Genomic DNA, 18,796 nt, shown 5'->3' with positions numbered 1-18,796 from the left:
CGGGTTTTTTTTCGTTCATTTTCCACAGAGGAATTAACAGGAAGGTGCGGAACCTTGCGGTGGCAAGAAGCGCAGCGGATCCAGAGCGGTAGCGCGATAGCGTATTTGGAAGTGCAGCATGACCTTATCGGTACCTGTGCTGCCCATGGTGGCGATTTTTTGCCCGGCTTTCACTTCCTGCGCGTTGCGCACCAGCAGGGTGTTGTTATGAGCGTAGGCGCTGATGTACTCGTCATTGTGTTTGATCATAATCAGGTTGCCGTAGCCCCGCAGTTGGTTACCCACGTACACCACTCGACCTTTGGCTGCGGCAAATACCGGCTGCCCGCGGTTACCGGCGATATCAATGCCTTTATTGCCACCGTCGGCGGTAGAATACTTGCTGACGATATTGCCCTGGGTTGGCCAGCGCCAGCATTTGATACTGCTGCGGATCGGCGGCGCAGCGACCGCAAGTTGGCCTGTCGATTTCGTTTTACGCGTTTTACCTTTCTGCGCCGTCATATTATTTAACGCCAGCTTTTGGCCAATCTCGAGATTGTAAGGCTTGGGGATCTTGTTGCGACGCGCCAGCTCGCTGACTTCACTATTGGTGATCCAGGCAATATAGAACAGAGTATCACCGCGTTTGACGGTATAGGTGCTGCCGCTATAGCTGCCTCTGGCCAGGCTATCGTAGTCGCGGTCATAGGTGTTGGCCTTCTTTCCGGAGCCACAGCCCAGCAACGCAAGACTGACTACGCACACGGCAATCAGCCGCCATACAGCGAATGTGCTTCCCATACTCAAATATCGTCCTTAAACGTCGTCGCCCTTAGTAGTTATGCTGCCAGGTGGTACTTGTGCGGGAGCATAGTGATCTTCGTATAGTAACATCAACGGCTATGTGGTCAAAAAAGCTGCCTGGTGGTTTCACTGGACGGCGAAATATGCCGCCTTCATTTTGTCACTGTATAATAATGCGATAATTTTCACCGTCCTGGTAACTTCACCATGTCCCTCTTGTCTGCCCGTTATTTATTACCCACCGCCGCGTTGTTGCTGATTGCATTGCTGATTTATAGCGGTGTTTACCCCTATGACCGAATGACCTGGCTGATGGAAGTCATGCCGGTTGTGATAGCGCTGGTCGTCTTGGGGCTGACCCGGCGTCGTTATCCGCTAACCCCCTTGTTGTACCAGCTGATTTTTCTCCACGCGTTAATTTTGATTTTTGGCGGTATGTATAGCTATGCGCGCGTGCCCGCCGGGTTTTACGTGCAGGAGTTATTGGGATTGGGGCGTAACCCCTACGATAAGCTTGGGCATTTTTTCCAGGGGCTGGTGCCTGCGCTGGTGGCGCGGGAAATTCTGCTGCGTGGGGATTATGTCCGGGGCCGAAAAATGTTGGGTTTCGTGGTGTGCTGCATTGCGTTGGCCATCAGCGCGGTTTATGAACTGATCGAATGGTGGGCCGCATTGGCATTAGGGCAGGGTGCCGATGAGTTTCTGGGAACACAGGGCGACCCATGGGATACCCAGTCTGACATGTTCTGTGCCCTGTTGGGGGCGGCATGTGGGCTGTTGCTGTTCGGCCGTCGACAGGATCGGCAACTGGCTGGTTTAAGCGCGAAATAGCGTTCCTCCGTTTATCAACTAAAGTATTAGGTTTTAGCCTGCAGCTCGCTTCGGGGTAATGGAGTAGGCGGAAATGGATATGCAAGAAACCTTAACGCTCTCAAGCTATCTGGTACTGGCCGCCACCTTGCTGGTGGCCTATGTCATTTTCGGCATTGCCGGTTTTGGCTCGGCGTTGGTCGCCAGTCCGGTGATGGCGCTTTATATTCCGGTAGCGAAAATTGTTCCTTTGCTGGCGCTGCTGGACATGTGCGCGGCCATTGTTAACGTCAGCCGCGATGGTCGCAATGCACAATGGGCAGAATTAAAACGGCTGATCCCGGTGATGATTATCGGCAGTCTTCTGGGCGCGGTGATCCTGCTGAAAACCCGGCCGGATATCCTCTTGTTGGCGTTGGGCGTTTTTGTGGTGCTCTATGCTCTTTATTCGCTCAGCGGTTTAAAACCCGATCGGCAATTTTCGCCCAAGGCTTCGGTGCCTTTTGGCCTGGTGGGCGGGATTTTCAGTGCATTATTCGGCAGCGGCGGCTTTATCTATGCCATCTATCTCAGCGGTCGTATTGAGAAGAAAGAGGCTTTCCGGATGACTCAAACCACGCTTATCGGGATGAGTACGCTGACGCGGGTGGTTATTTTCACCTTTGCCGGTGTTTATCTGGACATTGATTTATTGCTACTGGCATTGGTGCTGCTGCCGGGGATGTTGGTGGGGATTACCCTGGGGCGTCATTTCACTTTGAAAATGTCACGTGAGCAATTCCTGAAGCTAATCAATGTGATTTTGTTGGCCTCGGGTACCGCGCTGATGATTAAGTATTTCAGTTGAGCATGCTGGGCGGAATGCTTTCTGCCATGCCAGCGAGCTTTGCTTCGATCCTAATTAAGCGGCGCTGGTGGGTGTGGCCACTTATTCAGGCATTCTCTCAGGCGCGCCAGGCCCTCAGGTTATGAGGGCCAAGCCGGTGATTTATTGCATGGGCATGCCGGCATCAAGGCGCATCAGGGCAAGCAGTAAGCCGCTGAGTGCGGCATAGAAGCCAAACTTGTCGTAACTGAGGCAGCGCTGATTAAACTCCGGCAGCCAACTCAGACAGTGAATCAAGGCTTCACTTCGCAGTTCAAGCAATTCTCTGCGCTCATTCCCAGCTTCTGTTAATGCGAAATTCAGGTGGCTCAACAGTTCGACAACCAGAGCTAAATGATCTTCCGGTTCGCCAAAGGAACTCTCCACCGCCATGCCCGATTGTGCCAACAGCGCTTTCATCTGCGCGCTGGGTTCCTGCTTAAAACGCGAAGATTCCAACTGATAACAAGAGGAATAGGGTAACGCAGCGGACTTCTCCGTCATCAGGAACAGCCCGGCGAAGTCGGCGGCCAATTCCAGTTGGGCGTCGGGCCGCTGTTGGAGTGCCGTAACGGTTTGTCTGAATTGGGTTACCGGCGCTGTCAGCCCCGGCAGCGGTTCAATTATTGCCAGCCATGCGGTGAGTTCAGGGCTGGTCAGTTCTGCAATTTGCAGGTCGCTAAGCTCGCGGGCGAAACTGCCGGATAACCAGGCATAGAGGCAAGCATAATGCGGATGTCCCAGCGCTGAAATATTATCTTCCATGGAACCACCTCCTTACTGCGGCACGTTTGCTGGCGTCATCGGCACGTAGTCGCATTGCGCAACCATTTCCAATGGGCCATCAAAGGCGGTAACAGGTTCGATTTTGCCATTAAAGCGTTCAATCTCAACCAGTGCCGTATGGGCGCTAGTCGCCTGAGCCAGCTCGGAAGAACCGATATCCAACGTCAGTACATTTGGATTGCCGTATTTGCACAGGCTACCCGCCACGCCGCCACGTTCAGGATCGTACCAGGCACCCTCATGGATGCGGATCACTCCCGGCGAATAGCGATCTGAAACTACCGCACCCGCTAAAACCTGCCCGCGGGCGTTAAACACCCGAACAACATCACCATTATTGATGCCGCGAGCATCCGCATCTTCCGGGCTGATAAATACCGGTTCCTTACCTGCAACGCTGTACTGTGCACGCAAGGTTTCAGACTCGCACAGCTGGGAGTGCAGCCGGAAATCGGGATGTACCGACTGCAAATGAAGTGGATAGCTCGCTGAAAGCGGCCCGCCGTGTGAACGTTCTGCCTTTTCAAACCACATTGGGTAACCTTTGCAGTTCTTATAATTCATATCCGCAATACTCTTTGAGTAAATCTCGATCAGGCCGCTTGGGGTGCCTAAAGGTTCCAGATCCGGGTCTTGACGAAACGCCTGGTGACGCACGAACATTTCGGGGTGATGGAACTCGACGTAGCCATCGCCATCCCAAAACTCATCGAATGCAGGCAAAGTCACGCCGCGTCCTTTGCCCTGGCGCGCGCCGTCCTGATAAATGCGTTTGATCCAACCCATGTCATCCAGGCCTTCGGTGAAATCACGTTCGCGATCGAACAGTTTGCAAAGTTCGCGCAGGATATCGAAGTCATTACGTGCCTCAAATTGCGGCGGTACCAGCTGTTTCATCGCGATAATGCCGCGATTGGAGTGGTTGCCAAACTGATCGAGATCGTTGCGTTCGAATTGTGTGGTAGCAGGCAGAACGATATCGGCAAAACGACAGGTTGAGGTCCACTGATTATCAATAGAAATCACGGTTTCCAGTTTCTGCCAGCCGGCAATCATCCGGTTAACCTGCTGATGGCGATGGAACGGATTGGTGCCTGCAAACACGCACATTTTCAGCATTGGCAGCTTGACGCGTTTGCCATTCCAATCGATCTCCTTGCCCGGCTCCAGCATGGCATCGATAAAGCGCGCGATCGGAATGGTACTGCTGTAACCTTTGAAATCCCCCTTGGCATGGCGTGCCGGCGTAGCGGTGGAACCGGAGAAACCGCTCAGGATCACCCCTTTGCGGCTCGGTGTACCTGCGCCGTTGTAGTGCCAACCAAAACCGAACCCGCCGCCAGGTAAGCCGATTTGGCCAAGCATCGCCGCCAGCACTACCGTCATCCACGCCCATTGTTCGCCGTGTTGCATACGTTGCACGCACCAGCCCGCAATGATTTGCGTACGGTTGGCTGCCATTTGGCGGGCCAGTGCCCGGATGATTTCGGCATCAATACCACACAGCGCCGATGCCCATTGGGCATCTTTAGGTTGGCCGTCCGTTTGGCCCAGCAAATAAGGGAGGAATTGCTCGAAGCCAACGCAATAGGTTTTGAGGAAGTGGGTATCGTGCAGATTCTCGCTGTACAGCGTGTGTGCCAGCGCTAACTGTAGGGGCACGTCTGTTTGCGGATTCAGAGCGATGTGCTGCACATGCTCACGGCCTAAAAACGCATGGGTAGATGACACCACTGGGTCAATGCTGACGACGTTGATTTCGCCTTTGGCCACTTTGGCTTTAAGTTCGGCGTAATATTCATAAACATCATGATCCGGACACCACCAGTTGGCCTGCTGGTTTTTCACCAGATCCGATCCCCAAAGCACCAGGGTTTTGCTGTTTTGCAGCACCAGTGGCCAGGAAGTTTGCTGTTCATACACTTCCATTGAACCCACCACCCTCGGCAGAATCACCTGGGCGGCACCGGTTGAATAGTCGCCGCCGGTACCGACAGAATCTCCGTGCAGGGCCAGCGCCCGAGCCAGCATGCCCGCGGCATTGTGGAACATGCCGGTCGATTGCCAACCGGTGCCGGATAGCAGAGCAGACGGGCCGTAGGTGTTCTGCACCCGCTCAAGCTCTTGATAGAACAGGTTCAGTGCTTCATCCCAACTTACCCGCACAAAACGGTTGTCGCCGCGCTGTGTGGTATCACTCAAATGGCGTTTACGCATCCAGTCAATTCGTACCATCGGGTAACGGATGCGTGCCGTGCCATGGACATGGTCGGGTAAGCCCGCAATCATTTTCGAGGGATATTTATCCATTTCGAAGGGTTTGGCAGCGACAAATCGCCCGTCCACCACGGTCGCGCGGATGGCTCCCCAATGGGAACCGGTCAGTATGCCTTCTTGCAACCCTCCCTGAGCCAGGGCGTTTTTGGGTACTAACAGCGAAGGGCCTATCATGCCAATGGCCGTTAAGCCACCAAGCTGAGCCAGAAAACGACGGCGGGACAAGCTGACTTTCTGTGATGATTTCATGTGCATTCTCCCTTAGTGCTTCTGGTCTGCGCCGCCGGTATCGGAAGCATTCATCTGCAAATATTTCAGCAGGGTGCGTTCTTCGCGCTTATCAAGGCTGGTAAAGCCGACCATGCCGTTCAGCGTGCCGATCCAGCCGTTGGCATCAAAGTGCGCAATGTCAGGGGCACCGTGGCACTGATTGCAGGTTCCGGTGTACAGCGCGCTGGTGTAGGCCCAAATCGGTTTGATATCGTTGACCAGGTCGCCTTTTTGTACCCAGGCGGTGGTTTGCAGTTTGCTCCACTCCGCACCGGTGGCGGCTACCGTGGTTTTTTCAAGCGTTTGGGCGTGTTTTTGCACTTCATCGCGAATGGACGAAACAAAAATGCGTTTGCCAGGCAGCAGCGAAAGCACGCGTTGGCGCCCCTCGGTTTCTGTCCAGCCCACGATTTGCACTTCGAGCCAATCGCCGTCACGTTTTAAGACCTTAACTTCTGAGGCCGGCAGCAGAGAGCCCGCCGGTTCTTTATCGCCTTTGGCCGCGTAGATAGGTTTCATGTCCAGCGTATATAGCGTGTTGCCGTCGCTGTTTTCGTTGGCCTGCAGGCGCATATCTTCAAATTGCTTGCGGAAACCGCTACTCATGTCCGGCAGTTGGTGAGCAATCCCCTTGTGACAATCAACGCAAGACTGATTGTCCTTCGCCGCAATGCTCATCTGTTTGGCCGCTTCCGGGTGCTGCTTGCTGTGCTCCATGGCCTCGTAGTTATGGCAAGAACGGCAGCCGACGGAGTTGTTGTCTTTCATGCGCTTCCATTCACGCTTGGCCAATTCGGCGCGTTTCGCTTCGAATTTCTCAGGCGTATCAATCGAATGGGCAATAAAGTTTTGATAGAGATCGTTGGCTGCTTCCAGCTTGCGCCACAGCATGCCTGGAATATCTGGTGGGATATGGCAGTCACGGCATTCTGCGCGTACGCCGGACGCATTCTTGAAGTGAACGGACTGTTGATATTCTTGATATACCGGCTGCATCGCATGGCAACTGACGCAGAATTCCGTATTGCTGGTCAGCTTAATGCCAGCGTGCGGCACGATGATGATGGCCAATCCGAGAATACAACCGATCCCTAACAGTGCCAGCACTGACCATTTGGCGCTGGGCCGTGTCAGTTTTCGCCAAAGTTTGCTCATAAATAAACCTTCTCGTTATTATGGGTACTCCTTTAGTAGGATATTGAGTAAATATGAATGGGGTCACCGGTCTGGATGAATGGAGTAAGTCAGAATATGAATGGATATGAACAGGCTGAAGCGAGCGTGAAATCATGAGCCATCACATTGTTATCGTTGAAGACGATCCGGTTACACAGGCGCGCTTACGTGATTATTTTGTTCATGAGGGCTATCAGGTTTCTGTAGCCGAAAGCGGGGCGGGGCTGAAGGAAATTATGCTGCTTCAGCCGGTGGATCTGGTACTGCTGGACATCAACCTGCCCAATGAAAACGGCTTGTTGCTGACCCGATCTCTGCGTGAACGCTCAAACGTCGGCATTATTCTCGTGACCGGCCGTTGTGAGCAAATTGATCGGATTGTAGGGCTGGAAATGGGGGCGGATGACTATGTCACTAAACCCCTCGAGTTGCGTGAGCTGGTGGTGCGCGTCAAAAACCTCCTTTGGCGTATCGATTTGGCCAAGACGCCAGCAAGGCAAGGGCAACAGGAAAACTGCTATCTGTTCGCCGGATATTGCCTTAATCCTTCCAGGCATACGCTGGAATGCGAGGGGGAGCCGATTCGCCTGACGCGAGCCGAATACGAAATGCTGCTGGCGTTTATTACCAACCCGGGCACGGTGTTGAGCCGCGAACGGCTGTTGCGCATGTTGTCATCGCAGCGGGTGGAACAGCCGGATCTCCGTACTGTGGATGTGCTGATCCGCAGATTGAGAAACAAACTGAGCCACGAGCTGTTCGTCACCAGGCATGGCGAGGGTTATTTTCTCGCGGCTGAGGTTAGCTGAAGGGAACAGGTACACCGGGCGAAAACCCAGGGGAGAAAGGGATAGCTTTACCTTCTCAGGGGAAATGTTCGCTGGCGTCAGTACCAGAATTTGCGGGCTGATGTTCATGTCCACGTTTTGATGCTGCAAGGCTCGAATGGCTTGATCGACGGCCAGCTCGCCCTGTAGCGCCATCTGGTCACTGGCTGCCACGATGATTCTGCCCCGTTTCAGTCCCCGATATACCTGATGTGACAGGTAAAAAGAGACAATTCCCAAGGGATGGCGACGGTTGCGTGCTTCCCCCATGGCGACCTGAGCGGCAATGGCATTCCCGGCAATCAGGTTGATTTCAGGGTGTTTTTCCAGCATGTCCTGTAATAAGTTGCGCTGTATCTCTACGTCGTTATCGCCATAAACCACATCAACGATCTGTATCGAACTTCCTTCCACCGCGGTGCGAAATCCGTCAACCATTTCCCGGCTGCCTCCGGCATCCTTTGGCCCAGGCATCAGCAGCACATGGAGTGAAGGGTGAGGGGGATGCTCGGCCAGATATCGGCCGGGTTGGTAGCCCATTTGAAACCAGGGCACGCCCACCCGGGCTTTGGCCGCCGCAAAATTCAGTTCATTCACCACGGCAATCACCGGCGTGTTGCCAACGGATGCTGCCAGGTTGGGGAATTGAGCCAGGCTGCTGCCAAGCAAAATCGCATCGGCCCCCCATTGGCGACAGAGCGTTAATTGTTCGCGTTGGGTTTCAAGCTGCGAATAGCCACCGGCTTCAAATATCTTCAGCTGCACTTTGGTTCGCTGGGCTTCACGGATCATGCCGTAATTGATCGAGAGCCAGTAAGCGTCCTTCAGGCTGGGGTAGAGGGCGCACAATTTCCAACGGCGTTCCATCTGCAATACCGGCATGGCGGCAACCGGCTCTGATTGTCGCTCGTTTAGCCAGCGCACCAGAGGAGCTTGCGAAACAGCCAATGCCGAGCAGGTTATCGTGCCGCAGAAAAACGGCAGAAGAAAACGGAAAATCGCGCTGCGCATAATAGCCTCATATTTAATAAGTCTTTATGCTAGAGGTTTCGTCACTGATAAAACAACTTTAATTTCATCATCAGGATACCTATGGGGCACCCTTCGTTAACACAGCGACTTTGGTTGGCTTTTCTGCTGATGGCAGGGTTAGCGCTGATCAGTTCGCTGATAGGTTGGTTGGGTTTTCGCTTTATGGGCGAGGTCGAACAAAACCACACCCGGTCGGTGATCCCGACGATGAATTTGGCCCGGCAACTCAGTGAGGCCAGTGCATACGAACTGTTTTCCGCCCAAAGTTTAACGAATGCCGATACCCAAGCCGATTGGATGGCACAGGGAAAGATGCTCACGGTGCAAAGTTTGCGTATCAGCCGGCTTTTGGAACGTTTGCGCAGCCAAGGGTTTGATACGACGGCGATAGAGCAGCAGGAGTCCGACATTACGCGCAGTTTAGGTCTGCAGGGTGAGTTGGTTGGTCAGCGCCTGACGCTGCGAAAACAGCAGCGCGATCTTTCCCGTGAAATTATGGATGCAGCGGCCCGCATTGCCGAGTTGGCCAAAGGGCAGTTAAACAATGCCGCAACGGCCGCAGGCGTTACGCAGGCAGGGATTTACGATTTGATTGAGCAGCATCGCAATCAGGCCGCGGAGCAGGCGTTAGACCGCCTGATCGATATCGATTATGAATATCAAAATCAAATGGCCGAGCTACGGCTCAATGCGATACAAATTGAGCATCTGATTTTGCTGCTGGAGAAGGAGCTGGCCGAGCGTGCGCCAGCAGAATTAATCTCCCGTATCGGCAACTACGTTCGTATTCTCCAGCGCAGGCAGGAGCGAGTCGAAGATCCCCTTACAAGCGAAAAGATAGCGCGTGAATTACAGACCCTGGAACGTTATCAACAGCTTGCGGCACTGTATCAGCGGGAACGGGATCTCCGCGCGCAGCTTCAGGCGCTGTCGCAAGACAACCTGGATATGTTTACTCGCTTCAGTACTGAAATCAGCCGTCAGGTCAGCGATATCGAGCGGCGTAATACTCAGGCGTTAGAGGCACTTCGGCAGGCTCGGGAAACGGGAAAGTTCTGGCTGATTATCTTGAGTTTTTTCTCGTTGGTGGCGCTGTCATTGATCCTGTGGCGCGTGGTGTGGCGCTCGGTGACGTTGCCCTTGGCGAAGCAAACAGCGGCTCTGGAAGGGTTATTGGAGGGCGATCTCAACACGCCATTCCCGGCGACTTCCGGTGTGCGGGAGCTAAATACCATGGGGCAGTTGATGGAGGCTTTTCGCGCCAATGCCTATGCCTTACAAAACCAGCGCCAAGACCTGGTGAAGCAGGTCGAATTACGTACTGCAGAATTAGAAGCCATGGTAATGGAGCACCACCAGGCTCGCGCTGAGGCGGAAAAGGCCAACCGGGCTAAGTCGGCCTTTTTGGCCGCGATGAGCCATGAAATTCGAACCCCGTTGCACGGTATTCTGGGCACGGCTCAGCTGTTGTCGGAACAGGCGCTGTCGCTAAAGAACCTCTCCTACGTACAGGCGATCAATGACTCCGGTGAGAGTCTATTGGCGATCCTCAACGATATTCTGGATTACTCTGCGCTCGAGGCGGGTAAGAGCAGCGTGACGCTCAACGAAGAGGCTTTCGACCCACGTCAGTTACTGGCGAGTATCATGAGGTTAATCTCCGGGCGGGTACGTAATCGTGAGATTACATTGGCTCTCACTTGTGCTGACGAATTGCCGCAATGGCTCAAGGGTGATGCGCGGCGTATTCGCCAAATTGTGATGAATTTGTTGGCTAACGCCCTGCGTTTCACCGATCAAGGCCGGGTGGATATTCGCTGCCATATTGATGGGCCGCGCTGGCAAATTGACGTTGCAGATACGGGGTGTGGCATTGCCGGTGAAGCACTGGCACAGATTTTCAAACCCTTTGTACAGCTGACGGCCAAGCGCGGTGGCACCGGGCTGGGATTGGCGATCAGCCGGGGGCTGGCGGAGGCACTGCAAGGCAGCTTAAGCGTTACCAGCACGCTGGGGAGCGGCAGCTGTTTTTCACTGAGTCTGCCGCTGATTATCGCGGCTACGCCCATACAGCATCGGGCAGAAGAACGAACGGATCTTTCCGGTTACCGTCTGCTGCTGGTGGAAGATAACCTGGTCACCCAGCGTATTACCGCCGAAATGTTGCTGTCTTGCCATGCCATGGTTGAGGTGGTTGGCGATGGCCAAAGCGCATTGAACCTATTGGCAGTTGATGGCGCATTCAGCGGTGTACTGGTGGATTTGGATCTGCCGGATATGGACGGTGTGACGCTCTCTGGGCTGATTGCTGCGTTGCAGCCACAGTTACCCCTTATTGGTTTCAGCGCCCATGTTGCCGACGAAACGTTAAGGCTCCGCGTCGGCGAAATATTCTGCGGATTGATACAAAAGCCTATCGCCTGTGCAGCATTAAGCCGACTGATTGAGCACTATTTAACAGCAGAAAAATGCCCGATGCAGCTCGCTCCCAGTTTGGATTTCGTTCAGCTAACGCAGGATATGGCGGTGTTCGGTAAAGAGAAAATCAGCGAGTGGCGAGCCTTGTTCGTAGAACATGCCTTGTTATGGGTTACTGAGCTTGAACAGGCCAGCGAAGCGGGGGATGTGCGCAGAGTTGTGCATTTGGCACATAAACTAAAAAGCAGCTGTGCCAGTTTGGGCATGCAGCATGCGGTTGAGGCCTGTTCCGAGCTGGAGCAGACACCGGATAAATTGATTCCGCTGCGCCAAATCCTCACGGAAGAATTGCGGCAGCTTTCGGCCTGGCTCGATGCGCAATAAGGTCGTGCGATCGAACTTGTTCAATGAGGAGTCCTGTCTCAGAAAGCAAAAAACCCGCCATAGGCGGGTTCTTCTAAATAGGGTGCCGGACTCGGACAACCGGCGCTTGCGCCGGATTGAACAACGCTTTAGCGTTGGCCCGCAGGGTGAGGCCTCTGGCCGAATAATCGAACTTGTTCGATGAAGAGTCCCACTCCAGAAAAGCAAAAAACCCGCCATAGGCGGGTTCTTCTAAATAGTGGTGCCCGGACTCGGACAACCGGCGCTTGCGCCGGATTGAACAACGCTTTAGCGTTGGCCCGCAGGGTGAGGCCTCTGGCCGAATAATCGAACTTGTTCGATGATGAGTCTCACTCCAGAAAAGCAAAAACCCAGCCATTGGCTGGGTTCTCTAAATATGGTGCCCGGACTCGGAATCGAACCAAGGACACGGGGATTTTCAATCCCCTGCTCTACCGACTGAGCTATCCGGGCAACGCGCAGCATTAAACCGTATTGGCCGAAGTCAGTCAACGGCTTTGTGAACGAAATAAGGCAAAACGCGTCCGGTTGCTGGCTTTTCAGTCAAAGGGAGCAAAAAAAGCGCGAGATGGGCGTAAAGTACCGTGGTTGCGCTCGCCGCCACGGTGTCATTCAGCTTAATGCGCCATTTCTGCGGCACTGAGCGACCTGCAAGATGTCTTCCGCCAAGCGCTTGGCAACGGATACGTCCTGGAGCTGACGTTTTATCAGCAGTTTGCTGAGGCAGCCCTCTTGGATCAGTTCCATCTGCTGCGCCACCATATCCGCATCGTCGGCGTCCATTTCTCGCAGCAGGTCACGGGTCAGTTCCAGCGAAGTCAGCTTCTGCTGCTCGGCCAACTGGTGGATAGGGTGATCCACCTCCGGGAAGAAGCTACAGGCGGCAATAAACAGGCAGCCGGGATAGCGATCGTGTTGTACGTACTCTGCCAGCACGTCGTAGCGTGCCAGCAATTTTTGCTGTGGGCTCAGGGCTTCGTCCAGCAGCAACTGACGACGCCAGGTGTCAATTTGCTGGCCGTGATAGCGCAGGCAGTCATACAGCAGCGCTTCGCGATCCGGCCAGAAGCGTTTAAGATCGCTCGGCTGTACGTCGAGTTTTTCTGCCAGCATTTCTAATGTGGTGGTTGCCAGGCCCTGTTGTTCCAACAGCCCCAGTGCCGTATCAAGAACTTGTTCGCGTTGCACTTGTGCTCCCTCCAAATTCGGTTCTGAACTTCAGTGTTATTTATTGCACTACTTTCTGCAAATGCGCGTTGAACGTTGGAGCATCCATAAATCCGGTCACCCGCTGGGCCGTCAACTCTTGTCCTGCGTCGTTAAAAAATAGAATTGTCGGCAAACCCAGGACTTTCAAGTGCTTGAGCAGCGCTGCCTGTTCGGCATTGTTGGCGGTCACATCCGCCTGCAGCAGCACGGCATTGGTCAGCTTAGCCTGAACGGCCGCATCACTAAAGGTATACTTTTCGAACTCTTTGCAGGCGACGCACCAATCGGCATACAGATCCAGCATCACCGGTTTACCCTGTGCTTGCTGCAGCGCCAGGTTGAGCTGCTCCACATTACTGATCTGCGTAAAGTTCAGATGTGGTGCTGCCTGCTGAGTGCTGTTAACGCCAAAAGCCCAGTCTTGCAACGGCCGTGCGGCAATCACCGCCGCTGCCAGTAATAGCATCTGTAAAACACGGGCCCAGCCGCGGGAGGTTTTCAGGCTAAGGGCAAATGCCCAGCCGAAGAACGCCAGACCCAGCAGGCTCCACAGCCGCAGCCCCCACAGATCGCCGATCACACGCTCCAGCAGAAATACCGGCAGGGCGAGGATCACAAAGCCGAAAGCCTCTTTGACATACTGCATCCATGGGCCGCTGCGCGGCAGCAGGCGGTTACCGAACAGGGTGACGAGCACCAGCGGGATCCCCATGCCTAATGCGTAAAGGTACAAGGTACCGCCGCCGGCCCACATATTACCGCTCTGGGCAATGTAGAGCAGGATCGCGCTGAGTGGTGCGGTGGTACAAGGGGAACAGATCAATCCAGCCAGAGCCCCCATCAGGAACACGCCGGGCAGCGAGCCTCCTTTTTGGGTATTGCTCCAGCCCGCTAAACGCGTTTGCAGCGATGCCGGTAATTGCAATGAATAGAGGCCAAACATCGACAATGCCAAGGCGATAAACAGCACTGAGAGGCCGATCAACACGTACGGATGTTGCAGTGCCGCTTGAAACTGCAGCCCGGCGGCAGCGACCACCAAACCCAGCAAGGTATAGGTCAGCGCCATACCCTGCACGTAAACCACGGCCAACGCCAAAATTCGACCGCTGCTATGCGGTTTTTCACGGCCCAGAATGATGCCGGAAATCAGAGGGTACATCGGCAAAACGCAGGGGGTGAAAGCGATACCGATACCGATCAGCAATGCCCACAGCGGTGAAAACGGCAGATCATTGGGAGCCGGTACCGGCTCTGCCGCAGTAGGGAGTATCGGAGCGGCGGAGGCGCTCACGGCATTCAACGGGATCACGCGCGTTTCCGGCGGGTAGCAGAAACCGGCTTCCGCGCAGCCCTGGTAGGTCACGCTCAGGCTGGCATCTGCCGTTGCTTGTTGCAGCGGAATCTTCAGATTCAGTTGTTGCTTGAAAATGGCGACCTCGCCGAAAAATTCGTCTTTGTGGCTCAGCCCGGCGGGCAGTTCAACGGCGCCCAGCGTGGCCTGCTTTGGCACCAGTTTGATCTGCTGGCGATAGAGGTAATAACCGGGACGAATTTGCCAGTCCAGCGACAGCTGATTGCCTTGCTGTTTGAAATCAAAGGCGAAGGCCTGATCGACAGGCACGAACTGGCTACCGCCGTTTTGGCCGAACAGCGAAGCCTGGGCCGCCTGCGGCAGAAAGAACAGGCTGCAAAGCAGGAAAATCAGTTTAATGAGGCGTTGATCCATAACAGGTAGTCTTTATCTCCGGCCATCACCGGCAACACCAACAGTTCTGGCGTCTGGTAGGGGTGATGTTGTTTCAGGTAGCTGAGCAGGGCATCTTGATGGTGGCAATCGCTTTTGAACAGCATCTGCACTTCATATTCCTGTTCCAGTTTCCCTTCCCAGTAATATAACGACGTTGCGCCGGGTAACAGCGTGGCGCAGGCCGCCAGTTTTTCCCCCAGAACCCGGGCCGCCAGGTCTTGTGCCGTGGCCTCATCGGGTGCGGTGCAGAGTATGACGACAGCTTCGCAATCAGACATCTTCAGCCCTCTCATCCAGATTATCAGTGGGCACTATACCTTGAAGGGCGGTCAGCTAGAAGGCGAGTTTATCGCCAGTGGGGCAGGAGAGGGGAAACCGGGGCCGCAGCCCCGGGGTGAAGCATTACAGCATCACGCTGCCCAGCAGGAAGCCAAACAGCACCGCCAATATCACGCCGATGGTGCCGGGGATAAAGAACGGGTGGTTAAACACAAAACGCCCGATGCGGGTGGTGCCGGTATCATCCATTTGTACCGCGGCGACCAGCGTTGGGTAGGTTGGCAGGATAAACAGGCCGGAAACGGCGGCGAAGGAAGCCACTGCGGTCAATGGCGATACGTTCAACGCCAGCGCCATCGGCATCAGCGCCTTGGCGGTGGCGGCCTGAGAATACAGCAGCGCCGAGCAGAAGAAGAAAATCACGGCCAACAGCCACGGATGCGATTGAATCACCGTGCCAGCAGTCTCTTTGATCCAGTCAATGTTGGCTTGAACAAAGGTATCACCCAACCAGGCTACCCCCAGAATACAGATACAGGCGCTCATGCCGGCCTTAAAGGTGCTGGAATTAAGCACCATATCGGTATCGACGCGGCACAGCAGGGTGGTCAGGGTAGCGACGCTAAGCATGATGATTAGAATGGCGTTGGTGGTGTTCATCAGCGGTTTTGCTACCAGGCCCAGGCCCGGGCTGTTGATGATGGCGTAAGCCACCACGCACAGCACGCCGAGCAGGAACAGCAGCACCGACACTTTGGCGCGGGGTTTGATTTCCATGATCTTGTTGCCGCGCAGGGTCACCAAACCTTCTTCCAGGCGCTTCAGGTAAACCGGATCGTCCGACAATTTGGAGTCGAACAGCCAGCTTACCAGCAGCGACATCACCAGTACGGCGCAGAAGGTAGACGGCATCACGACCATCAGCAGGTGCAGATAGCTGACGCCGTGCCCTTCCATCACTGAAGACATGTACACCACCGCGGCAGAAATTGGCGAGGCGGTGATGGCGATCTGTGCGGATACCACGGCGGTAGACAGCGGACGGCAAGGCTTGATGCCCTGTTCTTTCGCGACTTCAGCGATCACCGGCAGCGCGGAAAGCGAAATGTTGCCGGTACCGGCGAAGATAGTCAGAAAATAGGTGACGATCGGTGCCAGAATGGTGATGTGCTTGGGGTTCTTGCGCAGCAGTTTTTCCGTTTGCTGCACCAGATAGTCCATACCGCCAGCGACCTGCATCGCCGAGATCGCAGCAATCACTGCCATGATGATGGAAATGACGTCGAACGGAATACTGCCCGGTTTCACGCCAATCAACGCCAGGACCAAAACCCCCAGCCCGCCTGCAAATCCAATCCCGATACCGCCCAGCCTGGCCCCTAAAAAAATGGCCAGCAGAACGATAACCAATTCTACGGCTAACATAGTGTCTACTCCTTAAAATAAGTTTTTTTGAAAACGAAAAGTTAAAATTTTGTGGGCGATGGAAAGTAAAAAGGCACGCTATCCAGGGGGATTTAGCGTGCCTTTTTGGGCTACCGGGTGTGTCTGTTATTGTTCATTTTCATCCGTATAGCGTTTGGCTTTATAGGCCGGGTGCATCAGGTTCTCCACGGAGAAGATGTCATCCAGCTCGGCTTCGGTCAGCAGACCGCGTTCCAGCACGACTTCACGTACGCTCTTGCCGGTTTCGGCGCAGATCTTCCCGACGATGTCACCGTTGTGGTGGCCAATGAACGGGTTCAGATAGGTGACGATACCGATAGAATTGAAGACGTAGTGCTCGCACACTTCTTTATTCGCGGTGATGCCGTTAATGCATTTTTCCAGCAGGTTATAGCAGGCGTTGGTCAGGATGTGAATGGACTCGAACATCGCCTGGCCAATCACCGGCTCCATGACGTTCAACTGCAGTTGGCCCGCTTCGGCCGCCATGGTAACGCAAGTGTCGTTGCCAATCACCTTGAAACATACCTGATTGACCACTTCCGGTACGACCGGGTTGACCTTGGCCGGCATGATGGATGAGCCCGCTTGCAGTTCCGGCAGGTTAATTTCGTTCAGACCGGCGCGTGGGCCTGAAGACAGCAGGCGCAGGTCGTTGCAAATTTTAGACAGTTTAACTGCGAGGCGTTTCAGCGCACTGTGCACCATTACGTAGGCGCCGCAGTCGGAGGTGGCTTCGATCAAGTCTTCGGCCGGCACGACAGGCAGGTTGCTGACCTCTGCCAATTTTTGAACCGCCAGTTGCGGGTAGCCTTCCGGGGTGTTCAGCGCCGTCCCGATTGCTGTCGCACCCAGGTTCACTTCCAGCAGCAGCTCGGCGGTGCGATGCAGGTTGCGGGTTTCTTCTTTCAGCAACACGCTGAACGCATGGAATTCCTGACCCAACGTCATTGGCACCGCATCCTGCAACTGGGTGCGCCCCATTTTCAGGATGGTTTCAAACTCTTTTGCCTTGCGGTCAAACCCTTCGCGCAGCTGGTTGATGGCGTCGATAAGCTTCTGATTGGAGGCGTAAACCGCAATGCGGAAACCGGTTGGGTAGGCGTCGTTGGTAGACTGGCACTTGTTGAGATGATCGTTAGGGTTCAGGTATTGGTATTCGCCTTTCTGGTGGCCCATCAGCTCCAGACCAATATTCGCCAGCACTTCGTTGGTGTTCATGTTCAATGAAGTGCCCGCGCCGCCCTGGAACACATCCACCGGGAACTGGTCCATGCATTTGCCTTTATCCAGCACTTCGTCACAGGCCTGGATGATGACATCAGCGATTTTACGTGGAATGGTTTTGAGTTCTTTGTTCGCCATCGCTGCGGCTTTTTTTACCATTACCATGCCGCGAACAAACTCGGGCACATCGCTGATTTTGCTGTTGCTGATATAAAAGTTTTCAATCGCACGCAGAGTGTGAACACCGTAATAGGCTTCTGCGGGGACTTCACGTGTTCCTAACAGGTCTTCTTCGATACGAATGTTATTTGACATGTGAACCTTCTTTGTATTGCTGCCGAATTAATTAATTGTCAGGGAACCAAATTATGTTGCCGAAGGCTTCAGGCATGAAACGATTAACCACTGTGCCCGTTGCTGCCCAGATCATATGCTGGTTAGTAATAAATGACTGAATCCAGATCACCTTCTGAGCCTTCTTAAATTGCCTGTTTCTGGTTCTGTGATCCCTTTCACGTTTATTAACTTTAGCAATAAAAAAGGGCCTTTGGTTGAAATGCACGCCGGCAGACCCCATTGTATTTAGGTTGGCCGTTAACCGGCCCCCTTTTCGCGCCGTCGCCAACGTGCGGTTGCGCAGATCTACCAGAGGAGAACCAGGTGCGCTGGTTACCGTTACTGCTGATATTTCTGTTGGCTTACATAGAGATATCCCTATTTATTAAAGTCGCCGCCGTATTGGGCGTGGCGATTACCCTGTTGCTGGTGGTGTTCACCTCCTGCGTCGGCATTTCGCTGGTGCGCAACCAGGGCATGAAGACCTTCATGCAGATGCAACAAAAGCTGGCTGCAGGTGAAAGCCCTGCGTCGGAAATGGTGAAAAGTGTTTCACTGGTATTAGCGGGCTTCTTGCTGCTGGTGCCGGGATTCTTTACCGATTTCCTCGGCCTGTTGTTGTTACTGCCCCCGGTGCAAAAATCGCTGACGTTGAAACTGATGCCGCATCTTTCCGTTTACCGCCCCGGCGGTTGGAGCCAGGGCGGTAATGCTGCCAACGGCAACACCTTCGACGGCGAGTTCCAGCGTAAAAACGACGATCGCTATACGCTGGATCATCAGCCCGACGATCATGACAAACGCAACGATCGTTGAAAAAACGCGGCCCAGGCCGCGTTTTTCGCATCAGTAGCTCAGTATTGCCATCAAAAGCGAAAATTTTTTTGGCCGCCCCCT

Annotated in this window: 14 protein-coding genes, 1 tRNA gene and 1 pseudogene; 5 read left to right on the top strand and 11 right to left on the bottom strand. The window is 54.2% G+C overall.

From position 1 onward, the window contains the following. Window positions 1–33: 33 nt before the first annotated feature. Window positions 34–783: an amidase activator ActS gene (gene actS, locus ACMGG1_RS22620; protein WP_414161037.1), complete on the bottom strand. Its 750-nt coding sequence runs from the start codon at window positions 781–783 to the stop codon at window positions 34–36. Between the two features lie 210 nt (window positions 784–993). Between actS and ACMGG1_RS22615 the strand changes: the two genes are divergently transcribed. Together ACMGG1_RS22615 and ACMGG1_RS22610 are read left to right on the top strand one after the other, a co-directional pair. Further along, the gene (locus ACMGG1_RS22615) at window positions 994–1,617 is read left to right on the top strand and encodes a DUF2238 domain-containing protein (protein ID WP_259219786.1); all 624 of its coding nucleotides are present in this window, start codon (window positions 994–996) and stop codon (window positions 1,615–1,617) included. A gap of 79 nt (window positions 1,618–1,696) precedes the next feature. Beyond that, window positions 1,697–2,443: a sulfite exporter TauE/SafE family protein gene (locus ACMGG1_RS22610; protein ID WP_414161036.1), complete on the top strand. Its 747-nt coding sequence runs from the start codon at window positions 1,697–1,699 to the stop codon at window positions 2,441–2,443. A 141-nt stretch (window positions 2,444–2,584) separates the two neighbouring features. Here ACMGG1_RS22610 and torD read toward each other — a convergent pair whose 3' ends face one another. Genes torD through torC form a run of 3 tightly spaced genes read right to left on the bottom strand, consistent with a single transcriptional unit; the run spans window position 2,585 to window position 6,949 of the window. Next, window positions 2,585–3,226, bottom strand: a complete 642-nt coding sequence (gene torD / locus ACMGG1_RS22605; protein WP_122076668.1) for a molecular chaperone TorD — start codon at window positions 3,224–3,226, stop codon at window positions 2,585–2,587. A 12-nt stretch (window positions 3,227–3,238) separates the two neighbouring features. Then, window positions 3,239–5,773: a trimethylamine-N-oxide reductase TorA gene (gene torA / locus ACMGG1_RS22600; protein ID WP_414161035.1), complete on the bottom strand. Its 2,535-nt coding sequence runs from the start codon at window positions 5,771–5,773 to the stop codon at window positions 3,239–3,241. 12 nt (window positions 5,774–5,785) lie between these two features. Next, the gene (torC, locus tag ACMGG1_RS22595; RefSeq protein WP_130016072.1) at window positions 5,786–6,949 is read right to left on the bottom strand and encodes a pentaheme c-type cytochrome TorC; all 1,164 of its coding nucleotides are present in this window, start codon (window positions 6,947–6,949) and stop codon (window positions 5,786–5,788) included. 134 nt (window positions 6,950–7,083) lie between these two features. Here torC and torR point away from each other — a divergent pair, with 134 nt between their 5' ends. Next, window positions 7,084–7,779 (top strand): two-component system response regulator TorR, encoded by a 696-nt coding sequence (gene torR / locus ACMGG1_RS22590; RefSeq protein WP_414161034.1) that lies wholly within the window; start codon window positions 7,084–7,086, stop codon window positions 7,777–7,779. Here torR and torT read toward each other — a convergent pair. Beyond that, window positions 7,759–8,808: pseudogene (gene torT / locus ACMGG1_RS22585) on the bottom strand (TMAO reductase system periplasmic protein TorT); the annotation flags it as partial. The gene torR and the pseudogene torT sit on opposite strands and share 21 nt — an antisense overlap. An 81-nt stretch (window positions 8,809–8,889) precedes the next feature. On the opposite strand from torT, the gene torS reads away from it, so the two are divergent. Next, window positions 8,890–11,631: a TMAO reductase system sensor histidine kinase/response regulator TorS gene (torS, locus tag ACMGG1_RS22580; RefSeq protein ID WP_400827123.1), complete on the top strand. Its 2,742-nt coding sequence runs from the start codon at window positions 8,890–8,892 to the stop codon at window positions 11,629–11,631. 398 nt (window positions 11,632–12,029) lie between these two features. Here the strand turns inward: torS and ACMGG1_RS22575 are convergent. From ACMGG1_RS22575 to aspA, 6 genes are all read right to left on the bottom strand, one after another. Next, window positions 12,030–12,105, bottom strand: a tRNA-Phe gene (locus ACMGG1_RS22575). Between the two features lie 159 nt (window positions 12,106–12,264). Continuing rightward, window positions 12,265–12,840: a division control transcriptional repressor DicD gene (dicD, locus tag ACMGG1_RS22570; RefSeq protein WP_020824878.1), complete on the bottom strand. Its 576-nt coding sequence runs from the start codon at window positions 12,838–12,840 to the stop codon at window positions 12,265–12,267. Window positions 12,841–12,880: 40 nt separating this feature from the next. After that, window positions 12,881–14,590: a protein-disulfide reductase DsbD gene (locus ACMGG1_RS22565; protein ID WP_409325261.1), complete on the bottom strand. Its 1,710-nt coding sequence runs from the start codon at window positions 14,588–14,590 to the stop codon at window positions 12,881–12,883. Then, complete coding sequence (gene cutA, locus ACMGG1_RS22560) at window positions 14,566–14,889, bottom strand: divalent cation tolerance protein CutA (RefSeq protein ID WP_020824880.1); 324 nt, start codon at window positions 14,887–14,889, stop codon at window positions 14,566–14,568. Before cutA ends, ACMGG1_RS22565 begins: the two co-directional genes overlap by 25 nt. Before the next feature lie 124 nt (window positions 14,890–15,013). Then, window positions 15,014–16,315 carry an anaerobic C4-dicarboxylate transporter gene (locus tag ACMGG1_RS22555; protein ID WP_044553921.1) on the bottom strand — a complete coding sequence of 434 codons (1,302 nt, stop codon included), beginning with the start codon at window positions 16,313–16,315 and terminating at the stop codon, window positions 15,014–15,016. A gap of 126 nt (window positions 16,316–16,441) precedes the next feature. After that, window positions 16,442–17,878: an aspartate ammonia-lyase gene (gene aspA / locus ACMGG1_RS22550; protein WP_020824881.1), complete on the bottom strand. Its 1,437-nt coding sequence runs from the start codon at window positions 17,876–17,878 to the stop codon at window positions 16,442–16,444. A 345-nt stretch (window positions 17,879–18,223) separates the two neighbouring features. On the opposite strand from aspA, the gene ACMGG1_RS22545 reads away from it, so the two are divergent. After that, window positions 18,224–18,715 (top strand): FxsA family protein, encoded by a 492-nt coding sequence (locus tag ACMGG1_RS22545; protein WP_020824883.1) that lies wholly within the window; start codon window positions 18,224–18,226, stop codon window positions 18,713–18,715. Window positions 18,716–18,796 lie beyond the last annotated feature (81 nt).

Source organism: Serratia sp. BNK-12, from assembly GCF_047456085.1.
Taxonomy (GTDB): Bacteria; Pseudomonadota; Gammaproteobacteria; order Enterobacterales; family Enterobacteriaceae; genus Serratia; species Serratia liquefaciens.
This window is presented reverse-complemented; position numbering and strand designations above follow the sequence as displayed.